The following is a 12,535-nucleotide window of genomic DNA, read 5'->3' as shown; positions in this document are numbered from 1 at the left end:
CTACTTCGCGACTACCAGCCGGAGTCGGTGACACGGCGATCGCGCTCACCGTCCGAGGGCATGGCTTCGACGTCGGTGTACCGCAGCGCGTCGGCGGGCTCCTCCGCTCGCTCCGGCGCACCCGGCGGCGCGGTGGAAACCGGTGGCGGAGGCGGTGTTTCGGCGCTGAGGTCGGGCATGTCCTCGATCAGATCGGTCAGCTTGGGCAGCCGGGCGCGCTGATCGTGCAGCGGCATCATCAGTTCCTGCCCCTTGCGGGCCGCCTCCGCGGCGGCCTGCTGCGCGGCCTCGGTGAACGCCTTGGCGAGCTCGGGGTAGGTCAGGTCCTCGACCCCCGCGGCCAGCTTCGTCTCGATGACGGTGCCGTCGGCGTTCACCGTCACCGTCACCCGCTTGCGGACGGTCGCGGTGGCCATCAGCCGCGTGCGTTCCTGCTGGATGCGCGAGATCGTCCGCAACTGCTCCCGGACCCCGTCGAGGACCGCGGCCATCTCGGCCTTGGCATGTTCGTTTGTCACCCCGAACCCCCGCTCAGCGCCGGAAGTTGGCGCGGTCCTGGTTCTCCAGCTTCGTCGCGGCGTCCTGCTGCCCCTGGGAGAACTCCCCGAAGGTGGTCCGGAAGTTGCCGGCGTTGCCGTAGAGGTTCGTCCGGGTGACGCCGTAGCCGTTCGGGCCGTCGTAGAACTGCGAGCCGATCTTGTCGTTGCCCCAGGGAGATCCGGAGTCCAGCGACGACTGCAGCGTCTCGATGACTCCCTTGATCTTGTCCCGGACATCCGCCGTCTTGATGGATGCCTTGCGGAACCGTTCCGGGTCGAGCTCAACGGTCATCGTCATTCCCTCCACGTTCTGCCGCCGGCGCCCGCCCGACGCCGACTACATCACTGCACGATGACAGCCGGGAGGAAATCGCTCGTTGCGCGAACGTGAACGACAGATACCCCAGTGGGTGAACGGGATTCGTTCACCACCACGACCGCGGCCGCACGCTGTTGGCCAGATCGACCAGCGCGTAGCGGTGCAGCTTGCGCGGCGAAGTACGCGCGGCGGTGCGCAGCGCGGTCTCGAGCCCCTCGCGCAAACCCGCTGGGGTATAGGGAAATCCGAGAATGGTGGCGTGCTCGGGCTCGGCCCGTCCGCCCGCGCGCACCCAGGACAGCGCGGCACCCAGCACGACCGCCTGCAGCTGCAGCACGCGCGGATCGTCGGGGAGCGCCTGCAGCCGGGCCTGCGCCTCGTTCAGATCGGCCTGCGTCAACTCCTCGGCGGGCCGCGACACCAGCAGCAGGCAGGCGGTCAGCCGGGCGGCGTTGTAGTGCCGCGACACCTCCGGCATCTGCTCCAGCGTCGCGACCGCCTCCACGACGGCGCCCTCGGCGACCTGCCTGCGGGCCAGCCCGAATGCCGCGCTGGCCAGGCCGCGGTCGACCTGCCAGGCCGCGCGGTAATGCGCGGCGGCGGTCCGGGCCCACTGCCCGGAATCTCCCGACTCCGCGCTCTGCAGCAGCAGTTCGGCGGTGGCGGCGAGGGCGAGTTGCGGGGCCACCTCGCCCGGGACCGCGGCGTGCACGAGGTCGAATCGCCGGTAGGCCGCCTCGATCCGGCCCTCGCTGAGCTCGGCGATGCCGGTGTACCAGTCCAGGCGCCAATCGCCCCGGTACCCGGCCCGCAACCGATCCAGATCGGCGCGCGCACCGTCCACCCGGCGCAGGTCGAGCTGGGCGCGGATCTCGGTCAGGCCCGCCTCCAGTTCGAAGGACTCGGGCATGGGGATACTTCCGGCGGCCATGTTGTCCCGGTGCAGCCGCAGGGTGTCCAGGGCCTGGTTCGGGTCGCCGTGCAGCAGCGGCGACACCAGCTCGTAGCTGGGATCCTCGCTGTCGATCAACGGAACGGGCAGTGCGGCAAGCACACTGGCGGCATCGAGGGTGGGTGGGCGGTATCGGCCGTCGATGATGCCGTCGGTCTGGCGTAGCAGCGCGGTGACCCCGAAATCGCCACGGGGCGCGCCGAATACGGACGAAACCTGGGGATGACCGCGACCGGTGTCCGCGGCGAGCACCGCCCGCAGCACGCCACCGAGCTGCCGGTGCATCGCGTACGTCGACGAAAACCGCTGTGCGGGATCGGGATGCGTGGCCCGGCGCAGCAGTCGCTCGAACGACGGGTAGCGCCGCAGCACCGGCTCACGATCCGGCGACGGCAGCCCCGGCAGCTTGCGGCCGCGGCGGTCGGTGGGCAGGTCCAGGGTGAGCGCGGCCAGCGTCCGGCCCACCGTGTAGATGTCGGATGCGATGGTCGGGCCCGTCGTGGTGTATTCGGGGGCCTGGTATCCCTGTGTGCCGTACAGGCTTCCGCCCGATTGCCGGGCCGCGACCGCGCCGAGGTCGATGAGCTTGACCTCGTCCTCGCTCACCATGATGTTGTCCGGTTTCAGGTCGTTGTACGCCAGCCCGAACGAATGCAGATAGTCCAGTGCCGGAAGGATTTCCATCACGTAGGCGATGGCCTCGGCGACCGGCATGCGACGCGGCGCGTGCATGTCGAGCACGGTCTTCAGCGAGCGGCCGCCGATGTACTCCATGACGATATAGCCGCACGAGGCGCCGTCTCCGGCTCGATGAGTGACGAAGTTGAAGATCTTCACGATCGCGGGATGCGCCATCTCCGAAAGGAATTGGCGTTCGGCGAGCGCCACCACGTTCGCCTCGAAATCCAGCGGGTTCTGCAGGCCCTTGAGCACCACCCAGCGCCGGGCGACGTTGCGGTCGCGGGCCAGGTAGATCCAGCCCAGCCCGCCGTAGGCGAGGCAGCCCTGCACCTCGTACTGATCGGCGACGACATCGCCGGGATCGAGCAGCGGGCGGAAGTTGAACGGCGCGTCGCACGACGCGCAGGTGCCGGAGGTCCGGGCCGGGCCGGTCGCGCCGGAGCGGCCGACCGGCTGCGAGCATTTCCAGCAGAACCGCTTGTCCTCGGGCACCTCGGGATCCACCAGCATCGCGGTGCCCGGATCGGTGGAACGGAACTCGGGCAGCGCGACCAGCCCGGCACCGAGCCGCCGCACGCTGGGCCGAGACCGACCCCCCTCACGATTCGACCCGGGATCCCCGCCCTCGACCCCAGCCCTCTCCGAACCCTCGAACTCCGCCCCCTCGTTGCCCGACCGGCCGGAACCTTCGAACTCGGCCCCCTGATTGCCCAACCACCCCGAACTCTCGAACTCGGCCCCCTTATTGCCCGACCGGCCGGAACCTTCGAACTCGGCCCCCTGATTGCCCGACCGGCCCGAACTCTCGAACTCGGGCGACCACGGGCTGGTCCCGGTGGCGCCGCGAGTGCCCCACCGGTAGCCGTCGGCCTCGCGCAGTTGACGTGATGCCCACGGCTGCGGGCACAGGCGGTCGGATGCGGTGGCATCGTCCGGCATGTGACCCTCTCAACCTATCGAGCCGACCCGTAACCTGAACCGCCCCGCGGGGCGGGGATAATCCGTCCCGCGGAGCGACCGGGGCCGGTCCCATGCGGCGTCACAGAGTCGGGACCGACGGGTATTACCGCGATTCTGCCTCATCGCGGGGTTCGGGGTGGGCACTCGATTCGGAAGACTCCTCGGCGCGATCCTCGCGATGCTCGAGCGGCCGCTCGGCGAGCACGGGGAACTGGCCCGTGTATCCCTCGCGCAGCGCCGCCACGTGCAGCACCTTGCGGCGCGCCAGGAACCAGCCGCCCACCAGCAGCGGCACCATGATCACCGCCATCGCGATGACGGCCCCGCGCTGGGTGTCGTCCTTACCGAACAGCATGAGCACCACCACGATCGCCATGAAGATCAACGCGGCGATATTGGTGTAGGGCGCACCCATCAGCCGGAAGGACGGACGCTCCGCGCGACCTTCCTTCGACCACCGCACCAGCTTCATCTGGCACAGCAGAATGGCCGCCCACGCCGTGATGGTGCCCAGCGCCGACATGTTCAGCACGATCTCGAACGCCTTCTCCGGAACGATCGCGTTCAGCCCGACACCGGCCAGCGCGATCGTGCCGGTGGCGAGAATGCCCACGTAGGGAACGCCCTGCTTCGACATCCGCGATGCCACCGACGGCGCACTGCCGTTCATCGACATCGACCGCAGGATCCGGCCGGTCGAATACAACCCGGCATTCAGACTCGAGAACGCCGCGGTCAGCACGACCAGGTTCATCACCGTACCGGCGCCACCGACGCCGAGCTTGGAGAAGAACGTCACGAACGGGCTCTCACCGGACTTGAACGCGGTGAAGGGCAGCAGCAGCGCCAGCAGCACGAGCGAACCGACGTAGAACAGCGCGATGCGGGCGATGACCGAGTTGATCGCGCGCGGCATGATCTTCTCGGGGTTCTCCGCCTCACCGGCGGCGGTGCCGATCAACTCCACCGCGGCGTAAGCGAAGACCACGCCGGTAATGGACAACACCAGCGGCAATGAGCCGTTCGGCAGCAGACCGCCGTGCTCGCTGATCACGCTGATACCGGTCTGCGCGCCCTCGATGGTGAAGCGCCCCGCCAGGAAGACCGTGCCCACGATCAGGAAGCTCACCAGCGCGACCACCTTGATCAGCGCCGCCCAGAACTCCATCTCACCGAACCACTTCACCGACACCATGTTGATGGCGACCACGACCGCCAGGGCGATCAGCGCGATGGTCCACTGCGGGATCACCTTGAACGCACCCCAGTAGTGGACGTAGGTCGCGATCGCCGTGATGTCGACGATGCCGGTCATACACCAGTGGAAGAAGTACATCCAGCCCACGCCGAACGCCAGCTTCTCCCCGTAGAACTCACGCGCGTAGGACACGAACGAACCCGACGACGGGCGGTGCAGCACCAGCTCACCCAGCGCCCGCAGAATGAAGAACACGAAGATGCCGCACACCGCGTAGGCGACGAACAGCCCGGCGCCCGCCTCGTGCAGTCGGCCACCGGCCCCCAGGAAAAGCCCGGTGCCGATCGCCCCGCCGATCGCGATCATCTGCAGCTGGCGAGGCCGCAACGCCTTGTGATAACCCGCGTCCTCGGCGTCCAAGCCACGCGCGGCCGCCTCCGTCTCCGGCGGGTGTTGAACGGTGGTCATAACTAGACCTCTCCTGTGATGCCGATCATACCATCAGTCCATGGAACATACCTCCAATCGATGGCATATACAACGTGGGGACGAAATTCGTAACATCGCGGAAACTCGAGCCGAACGGCCGAAAACGATTGCCCGGCAATAGCGATCGGCAGCAAATTACCAGGAGACACGCGCGGGCGCCGTTTGCCCCGGCGACACCCGCCCGACCAGGGCACCTACCGAGCTCACACGGGGCCGACGGGCGTTCCGGTGTGGTTTCCTTGAGACATGACATCGGGTGCGGAGTTCACGATCGACGAGCTGGCGCGCGAATCCGGCATGACCGTGCGCAGCCTGCGGGCCTACCAGGAGCGCGGCCTGCTGCCGCCGCCGCGCTTGAAGGGCAGGACCGGGATCTACAGCCCGCAGCACCTGAACCGCGTGCGCATCATCAGCCGGCTCATGGATCGCGGAATCAAACTGAGCGGCATCCGGGAGCTGCTCGACGCCTGGGACCGCGGCGACGATCTGGGCGACGTCCTCGGCGTCAGCCTCGAGGCGGAGGGCGCACCGCCGCGCGGCACCACGCCGCAACCCCGTCAGCCGTCCGAAAAGACCATTGCCGCAACGGATCTCGCGGCCCGCTACGGCGAGGTCCCGAACGGACTGGCCCGCGTCGTGGCGGCCGGGCTGTACGAGCCGTTCGACGCCACCACCTATCGCGAGAGCGATCCGCAGCTCGTCCGGTTCGCCGAACAGCTGATGATGTCGGGGGCGCCGCAGGTGCGCGTGCTCGACGAGCTGGAACGGCTGCGCGCCGACTGCGACCACATCGCCCGGCGCTTCGTCGACCTGTTCGAGAGCACCGCGGTCCAGCGATACCAGCAGTCCGGGCAAACCGCCCACGACCTGGCCGAATTCTCCGAGCAGCTGGCCACCACCCGATCCCTGCCCGGCCGGGTATCCGCCGAACTGGTCAACCGATTCGTAGGCCGGTACCTCGAACACGCAACCAGGGGCCTCGACGAACTCCAGGGCGAACAGTCCGCCCCCACCACCCCCACAACCCGCCTACGTCCCACCGACTAGCGAGCCATAACCGTCCCGCCTTGCGTGCCCCCGCACCCCTTGCGTGACCACGCACCCCCTGCAAGCGCCTGAAACGTATGCGGGAACCAACAGGGGGTGCGGGAAGTCGAGCCGTCCATCTGCGATGATCGCGGACATGCGAGTCCTTGTGCAGCGGGTGACCTCGGCGCAGGTCACGGTCGATGATGAGATCGTCGGGCGGATCGATCCCGCCGCCACCGGCGCGCCACACGGCCTGCTCGCACTCGTCGGGGCTACCCACGACGACACGGCAGGTACCGCGAAAACGTTGGCGGACAAGCTGTTCCGGCTTCGGATCCTCGACGGCGAACGCTCCGCCGCCGATCTGAACGCTCCGATCCTCGTGGTCAGCCAGTTCACCCTCTACGCCGACACGGCCAAGGGCCGCCGACCGTCCTGGTCGGCCGCCGCGCCGGGACCGATCGCCGAACCCCTGGTGGACGCCTTCGCCGACACCCTGCGCGCGCTGGGCGCCACCGTCGCCAGCGGCCGATTCGGCGCCCACATGCAGATCGAGTTGGTCAACGACGGCCCGGTGACGATCCTGCTGGAAGCCTGAGCCCGGCAACACGATTCCTCCGCCGACTGTGGTCGGATGGGAAGGCGCGCGGGCGTGGTTTGTGAAACCTCCAGCGGGATCCGGAATGGCGATGGCGTGGTGCCGATCCGGCTAACGTCGAGCACGACTCACGACTGAACAGCAGGCCCCGACCGGGCCGGGAGATAGACCAGAATGCGCAAACGCCTTCCACCCACCGCGACATCGGAGCTGCGGGAGATCCTCGACTATTTCGGCAAATGCCCCGAATGCGGTTACCCCGCAAGGGCTTCGACAACGTTGCGCGACACCCGAACCGTCTTCGCCTCCTGCGACCGCCCATGCGGCTGGACCGGCATCGTGCCTCTGACAACCATGACCGAACACCACCGCCGCGCCGACATACACGACTGACGGGCCTTCGAGAACGTCAGCAACCGGTCAGCGCACAGCACCCGCGAACAGCCGCGATCGGCGCGCCGCGTTACCCAGCACATCGTGCACGAACATGCCGATGTCGTTGTCGGACAATGTACTTCGATAACGCATGTCGCACAGCGGAACCCCGTCGAACAGCACCCGGAATTGTGCGGAAGCCTCGCCCGTGCGGGCCCAGTCGACAGTGACTCCTGGCTCGTCCAGATGCACCGCCCAGTTACCGATGCGCAGCATCAGTCCCTGCCGATCGCGATAGAACACCGCCGTGGGGGGGGGGGGGGGGGGGGGGGGGGCCCCCCCGCCCCCCCCCCCCCCCCCCCCCCCCCCCCCCCCCCCCCCCCCCCCCCCCCCCCCGCTTCCATGGATCCCGTCGCCGCGGCCCGGCCGCCATCATTCCCGTCGGTCAGTGGAGGATGAGGTCGGTGTCGGTGGGGAGGGCGGTTACGGGCCACCAGCGGAGGTCGGTGGATTCCGAGCTGCGGACGGGGGTGGCGCCCTGCGGGGCCTTGATCTTGAAGACCAGGTCCAGGTGGCGGGTGGGGACGCCGAGGGAGCAGGTGATGGGGTGGGCCTGGATGCCGTAGAGGCCGGGTTCGATCGTCAGGTTCTCGATGCCGGACTCCTCGGTGGCCTCGCGCAGGGCCGCGCCGAGTACGGTCTCGTCGCTCTCCTCGCAATGACCGCCGAGCTGGATCCACAGGCCCACGCGGGGATGCAGGGTCAGCAGCACCTCGCGCTCGTCGTGGGAGAACACCATCGCCGAGGCCGTGATGTGGCCGGGCGCGTGCTCGCGCAGGCACCCGCGCGGGGCCGAACCCAGGAACGCGAGCATCGCCTGCCGGATCGACTGGTCCGAACTCGTTGGGGGAGACCAGGTTTCCAGCACGTCGGTGGCCGACTCATGGAGCGATTCCGCAGTCATCTGTTCCCTTCGATAGTTGGCGAGCGGGCCTCACAGCTCGAGCAGTCCGAACCTCGAATCCCGTGGCTCGCGCGGCGTCAGCTCCTCGGTCGGATAGCCGATCGCGATGCCGCCCAGGGGGTTCCAATCCGGCTCCAGGCCCAGCACCTCGCGGGTGATCTCCGGTGCGAAGATAGTGGAACCGATCCAGCAGCTGCCGACGCCTTTCGTGGCGAGCGAGACCAGCAGGCCCTGCACGGCCGCGCCGACCGCCACGGTGAACATCGTCGACTCCGCGGCACGGCGGCGCTCGTCCGGATAGGCGTGCGCACCGTCGGGCACGCAGAACGGGATGATCACCTCGGGGGCGTCGAACAGGATCCGGCCGCGGGCGATCCGGCGCTCCACCCGTTCCGGAGACAGCCCGTCGGCGGTGAGATCGGCGCGCCACTTGTCGGCCATCGCCTCCAGCAGCTGCTCGCGTAATCCGTTGCGCCGCAACCAGACGAAACGGACCGGGCGGGTGTGGTGCGGCGCGGGGGCCGTCAGCGCCACCGCGACCGCGGACCGGATCAGCTCGGGTTCCACGGGGGTATCGGCGAACTGCCGGACCGAACGCCGCAGCAGTATCGCCTCGTCGCGGCCGCGCTCGATGGCCTCGGCGGTACCCAGCCAGAACAGGTCCTCCGCACCGCGGCGCAGCAGGGCCGCGGCGGTGGAACCGTCATCGGTGGACGCCCACCCGCGCACCACCGCGACCGGGACGCCGCCCAGCTTCCCCTTCACCAGATCGGCCGCCGCGGCCAGTTCGTCCGCGACCGCGACCTGGGTGACCTGCAGCTCGTTGCCTTGGCCGTCGACCGCGCCCGCATAGTCGTGGATCACGCGCAGCCCGGCCGCACCGATGGCGGCGTCGGTCTGGCCGATCCGCCAGGCTCGGCCCATGGTGTCGGTGATGACCACCGCGACGTCCACGCCCAGCCGGGCGGCCAGCGCGGAGCGCAGCGCCTTCGCGCTGCCGTCGGGATCGGCGGGCAGCAGCACCAGTTCGCCCTGTTCGACGTTCGAACCGTCGACACCGGAGGCGGCCTGCACGATGCCGATCCGGTTCTCGGTGATCAGCGTCCGGCCCTTCTGGGCCAGCACCCGCACCGCCTCCTCGCGGACGAGCTTGCGCCGCAGCGTATCTCGCTCCTCCGGGTCGGCGGGCGCGGCGACGATGCGCCCCTCGGCCTTGGCGACGATCTTGCTGGTGACCACCAGCACGTCGCCGTCGCGCAACCAGGGCGCCTGTGCGGCAAGATGTTCGGCGAGATCGTCGCCGGGACGGAACTCGGGCAGCCCGGTCACGGGAAGTATGGTCAGCGCACCGCCGCGAGCGTGATCGCCCGCGGAGAACGGCATCGGTTCACTCACGGCTTCACCCCCGCGAGATCCAGTGCCTCGCGTACCATTTCGGCGGTCGCGGCGGGATCGGTCATCAACAGCGGCACGCTGCGCACCTCGACGCCGGGCACCTCGGCGGTATCGGTCGAGTGCACCAGCCAGCCGTCCAGGATGCCGGTGTCCGAGCGGGCGCCGTAGTAGCCGCCGACCGCCTCCGCGGAGGTCTGCACGCCGATCACCGACAGGCACTCATCGGCCATGCCGCGCAACGGTTTTCCGTCGATCACCGGCGACAGCCCCACCACCCTCGCGCGGGTGGTCCGCAGCGCACCGCGAATACCCGGCACGGCGAGGATGGCGCCGATGCTGACCACCGGGTTGGAGGGGGCCAGCAGCACCACGTCGGCGTCGGCTATGATTTGCGTCACATTTGGCGCCGGTTTGGCCTGATCCGCCCCGATTGTGACGAATCCATGGGTCTCGACGTTCGCGCGATAGCGTACCCACCACTCCTGAAAATGAATCGCGCGACGTTCGCCAGGCCTGTCGGGATCACTGATGACAACGTGCGTTTCACATCTGTCGTCGGTTGCCGGGAGCAGTTTGACGCCCGGCTGCCACCGGTTGCACAGCGCTTCGGTAACCGCCGACAGCGGGTATCCTGCGCGCAACATTTCGCTGCGGACCAGATGCGTGGCGATATCGCGATCACCGAGCCCGAACCAATCCGGCTGGGCACGGTATTTCGCCAGCTCCTCCTTGGCGTGCCAGGTTTCACCCTGCCGCCCCCAGCCGCGTTCGGTGTCGATGCCGCCGCCGAGCGTATACATGCAGGTGTCCAGGTCGGGGCAGATGCGCAGCCCGTGCATCCACACGTCGTCGCCGACGTTGACGATGGCCGAAACGTCGGCCTCGGGCAGCAGTTCGCGCACGCCCTGCAGGAAGCGCGCGCCACCGACTCCGCCGACCAGCACGGCAATGCGCGGGCCGATCTCGGGTGCGATGTCCGCTTGTTCTCCAGTCACATCCGCACAGCCTATGCGGTGCCGCGAAGGTCACGCCGCGGAGCATATTTGCTGCTCATTTGCTACTCGAGGGTCACCGAACCGCATCGAAACCGGCGGCGGATAGTAACGGAATTGTGTCGGCAGCTTGACCATCGCCGCGTCCGGCGTGTCTAATCACAGGCATGTCATTCCGGGTCGGCGCGAGAGTGCAAGGCGCGGGCCAAGTTTCGAACACCCGTTCGCATCGGAATGACGAGCTCGGGGATGTCCGCGGGACAACGTCGCGGTGTTGGGCCGTCGGTGGGCAGATCGGTTCCGACGGAAAATCATTCTGCGCTAACACACAGTGAGGAGGCGGAGCGATGGCCGAAGAGCTGGCCCCGTCGGGCAACCCTGGCGGTGTATCGCAAACCGATTCCACAGCAGGCGCAGCACCTCGCGCCTTCGCTGACTTCCGTAACGACCAACGAGAGGGGGGTGAGACAGTGACTACTGGGGAGGAGTCGGGCAATCCGGCGCCACAAGGAGGACAGTGGGCACGCACTCAGCACAAGCCTGAACCGCCGAAGCTGAGTCTCATCGTCACGGACTTCGACACGATGTTCGACACCATCGAGGAACAGTGGCAGGAACGGGCGCTGTGCGCCCAGACCGATCCCGAGGCGTTCTTCCCCGAGAAGGGCGGATCGACCCGGGAGGCGAAGCGGATCTGCATGGGTTGCGAGGTCCGCGACGAATGCCTCGAGTACGCACTCGCCCACGACGAGCGCTTCGGCATCTGGGGCGGCCTGTCCGAGCGGGAACGCCGACGCCTCAAGCGCGGCATCAGCTGAACCGTGGAGCCCGGGAATTCCCCGGCGCCTCCACGGCGGCGCCCGGTCCGCCGCGACAACTCGCACGAAAGCGATACCGCGACAAGAGGTTTCGCGGTACACGAGGGTTTCTCGCGAGTACCGGATTCGGCCGAACTCCGGCCACACACCTGATGCGGGTACACACCTGATGCGGGGCTGCCGCCCCTCCGTTGTCGTCCCGGCTATTCCTCCGGGTCGATGACGTCCGGGTCGACGCCGAGGTAGGTGGCGATCTGCTGGACGAGCACCTCGCGCAGCAACTCCACCAGATCGTCCGGGTCGTTGGCGCGCAGCTCCAGCGGTTTGCGGAACAGCACCACGCGCGCCCGCGTCGCGGCCCCGTGCCGGTCCACTCCGGCCGGGATCAGCCGCGACAGCGGCACCGGGCCGTCGGCCACCACCTCGTCCGGCCACGAGACCGAATCCGGGTGCAGCGGACGGATTTTCGGCACATCGTCGACCGCGATATCCAGCTTCGTGAGGCGGTCGTGCCAGCGGCCGTCCAGCGGCGCGAACGCCTCCAGCACCAGCCGGTCGAACTGCTGGCCGCGGGTGCGCCAGGCGGGCACGGTCGGCGGCAGCACGGGTCCTCGAACCCCGCGCCCACGACGTATCACCGACCGCGCCGTCGGCGGCCGCCGCTTCCGTGAACGGGTCATGTGTCGAATCTAGTAAACCGGTGTCGAGCGCCGCGAACCAGTAACCTTCGGCCCGTCGAGCGTGTCTCTGGGCGCGCGGGCGTGCGGGGCGTTACTCTCCATGGCGTGATTCCCTTGCGTCGTTGCTGCCGACCAGGCTGTAAGAACCCGGCCGTCGCGACGCTGACCTATGTGTACTCCGACTCGACGGCCGTCGTCGGCCCGTTGGCCACCGTCGCCGAGCCGCACTCCTGGGATCTGTGCGAGACCCACGCCTCCCGGATCACCGCCCCGAAGGGCTGGGACATGGTCCGCCACGAGGGCGGATTCTCCTCCAGCACACCGGACGACGACGATCTGACCGCACTCGCCGAGGCCGTGCGCGAGGCCGGAATGCGCCGCCGCGCCCCCGAGCCCGAACAACACGGGTACTCCGACTACCCCCCGGCCCCCTCCCGCCCCACCCGCCCGGGCCGCCCCACCCGAACCGGCCGCCGAGGCCACCTACGCGTCCTGCCGGACCCCCCGAACTGATCCTGTAGTGGGGGGGGGGGGGGGGGGGGGGGG

General features: G+C 68.7%; 13 protein-coding genes. 4 read left to right on the top strand and 9 right to left on the bottom strand.

Annotated features, from left to right (window positions below; genetic code table 11):
* Window positions 1–11: 11 nt before the first annotated feature.
* The 4 genes from QH290_RS12580 to QH290_RS12565 form a co-directional block, all read right to left on the bottom strand.
* Window positions 12–518 carry a YbaB/EbfC family nucleoid-associated protein gene (locus QH290_RS12580; RefSeq protein WP_280266720.1) on the bottom strand — a complete coding sequence of 169 codons (507 nt, stop codon included), beginning with the start codon at window positions 516–518 and terminating at the stop codon, window positions 12–14.
* A 13-nt stretch (window positions 519–531) separates the two neighbouring features.
* Window positions 532–831: a hypothetical protein gene (locus QH290_RS12575; protein ID WP_280266719.1), complete on the bottom strand. Its 300-nt coding sequence runs from the start codon at window positions 829–831 to the stop codon at window positions 532–534.
* A 133-nt stretch (window positions 832–964) separates the two neighbouring features.
* Window positions 965–3,067: a serine/threonine-protein kinase gene (locus QH290_RS12570; protein WP_425303592.1), complete on the bottom strand. Its 2,103-nt coding sequence runs from the start codon at window positions 3,065–3,067 to the stop codon at window positions 965–967.
* Between the two features lie 487 nt (window positions 3,068–3,554).
* Window positions 3,555–5,117 carry an amino acid permease gene (locus tag QH290_RS12565; protein WP_280261282.1) on the bottom strand — a complete coding sequence of 521 codons (1,563 nt, stop codon included), beginning with the start codon at window positions 5,115–5,117 and terminating at the stop codon, window positions 3,555–3,557.
* A 267-nt stretch (window positions 5,118–5,384) separates the two neighbouring features.
* On the opposite strand from QH290_RS12565, the gene QH290_RS12560 reads away from it, so the two are divergent.
* Both QH290_RS12560 and dtd read left to right on the top strand, forming a co-directional pair.
* Complete coding sequence (locus QH290_RS12560; protein ID WP_280382936.1) at window positions 5,385–6,185, top strand: MerR family transcriptional regulator; 801 nt, start codon at window positions 5,385–5,387, stop codon at window positions 6,183–6,185.
* 136 nt (window positions 6,186–6,321) lie between these two features.
* Window positions 6,322–6,765 (top strand): D-aminoacyl-tRNA deacylase, encoded by a 444-nt coding sequence (dtd, locus tag QH290_RS12555; RefSeq protein ID WP_280382935.1) that lies wholly within the window; start codon window positions 6,322–6,324, stop codon window positions 6,763–6,765.
* Window positions 6,766–7,185: 420 nt separating this feature from the next.
* Here the strand turns inward: dtd and QH290_RS12550 are convergent, their stop codons facing one another.
* The 4 genes from QH290_RS12550 to cofD all read right to left on the bottom strand — a co-directional run bounded on the left by QH290_RS12550 (window position 7,186) and on the right by cofD (window position 10,461).
* Window positions 7,186–7,416 (bottom strand): hypothetical protein, encoded by a 231-nt coding sequence (locus tag QH290_RS12550; RefSeq protein WP_280382934.1) that lies wholly within the window; start codon window positions 7,414–7,416, stop codon window positions 7,186–7,188.
* Window positions 7,417–7,585: 169 nt separating this feature from the next.
* On the bottom strand, window positions 7,586–8,104 hold the full coding sequence (locus tag QH290_RS12545; RefSeq protein WP_280382933.1) for an NUDIX hydrolase: 519 nt from the start codon (window positions 8,102–8,104) through the stop codon (window positions 7,586–7,588).
* 30 nt (window positions 8,105–8,134) lie between these two features.
* Window positions 8,135–9,487, bottom strand: a complete 1,353-nt coding sequence (locus QH290_RS12540; RefSeq protein ID WP_280382939.1) for a coenzyme F420-0:L-glutamate ligase — start codon at window positions 9,485–9,487, stop codon at window positions 8,135–8,137.
* An 8-nt stretch (window positions 9,488–9,495) separates the two neighbouring features.
* Complete coding sequence (gene cofD / locus QH290_RS12535) at window positions 9,496–10,461, bottom strand: 2-phospho-L-lactate transferase (protein WP_280265834.1); 966 nt, start codon at window positions 10,459–10,461, stop codon at window positions 9,496–9,498.
* 614 nt (window positions 10,462–11,075) lie between these two features.
* Between cofD and QH290_RS12530 the strand changes: the two genes are divergently transcribed.
* Window positions 11,076–11,309: a WhiB family transcriptional regulator gene (locus tag QH290_RS12530; protein WP_030515006.1), complete on the top strand. Its 234-nt coding sequence runs from the start codon at window positions 11,076–11,078 to the stop codon at window positions 11,307–11,309.
* A 203-nt stretch (window positions 11,310–11,512) separates the two neighbouring features.
* Here QH290_RS12530 and QH290_RS12525 read toward each other — a convergent pair whose 3' ends face one another.
* The gene (locus QH290_RS12525) at window positions 11,513–11,989 is read right to left on the bottom strand and encodes a metallopeptidase family protein (RefSeq protein WP_280265832.1); all 477 of its coding nucleotides are present in this window, start codon (window positions 11,987–11,989) and stop codon (window positions 11,513–11,515) included.
* A gap of 105 nt (window positions 11,990–12,094) precedes the next feature.
* On the opposite strand from QH290_RS12525, the gene QH290_RS12520 reads away from it, so the two are divergent.
* Complete coding sequence (locus tag QH290_RS12520; protein WP_280382932.1) at window positions 12,095–12,502, top strand: DUF3499 domain-containing protein; 408 nt, start codon at window positions 12,095–12,097, stop codon at window positions 12,500–12,502.
* Window positions 12,503–12,535 lie beyond the last annotated feature (33 nt).

Source organism: Nocardia wallacei (assembly GCF_029869545.1).
Classification (GTDB): Bacteria; Actinomycetota; Actinomycetes; order Mycobacteriales; family Mycobacteriaceae; genus Nocardia; species Nocardia wallacei_A.
This window is presented reverse-complemented; position numbering and strand designations above follow the sequence as displayed.

Bases quoted from the DNA above. Each gene is read 5' to 3' on its own strand.
- QH290_RS12575 (WP_280266719.1), bottom strand. From the start codon at position 831: ATGACCGTTGAGCTCGACCCGGAACGGTTCCGCAAGGCATCCATCAAG.
- QH290_RS12565 (WP_280261282.1), bottom strand. From the start codon at position 5,117: ATGACCACCGTTCAACACCCGCCGGAGACGGAGGCGGCCGCGCGTGGC.
- QH290_RS12560 (WP_280382936.1), top strand. From the start codon at position 5,385: ATGACATCGGGTGCGGAGTTCACGATCGACGAGCTGGCGCGCGAATCC.
- dtd (WP_280382935.1), top strand. From the start codon at position 6,322: ATGCGAGTCCTTGTGCAGCGGGTGACCTCGGCGCAGGTCACGGTCGAT.
- QH290_RS12550 (WP_280382934.1), bottom strand. From the start codon at position 7,416: ATGCTGCGCATCGGTAACTGGGCGGTGCATCTGGACGAGCCAGGAGTC.
- QH290_RS12545 (WP_280382933.1), bottom strand. From the start codon at position 8,104: ATGACTGCGGAATCGCTCCATGAGTCGGCCACCGACGTGCTGGAAACC.
- QH290_RS12540 (WP_280382939.1), bottom strand. From the start codon at position 9,487: ATGCCGTTCTCCGCGGGCGATCACGCTCGCGGCGGTGCGCTGACCATA.
- QH290_RS12530 (WP_030515006.1), top strand. From the start codon at position 11,076: ATGTTCGACACCATCGAGGAACAGTGGCAGGAACGGGCGCTGTGCGCC.
- QH290_RS12525 (WP_280265832.1), bottom strand. From the start codon at position 11,989: ATGACCCGTTCACGGAAGCGGCGGCCGCCGACGGCGCGGTCGGTGATA.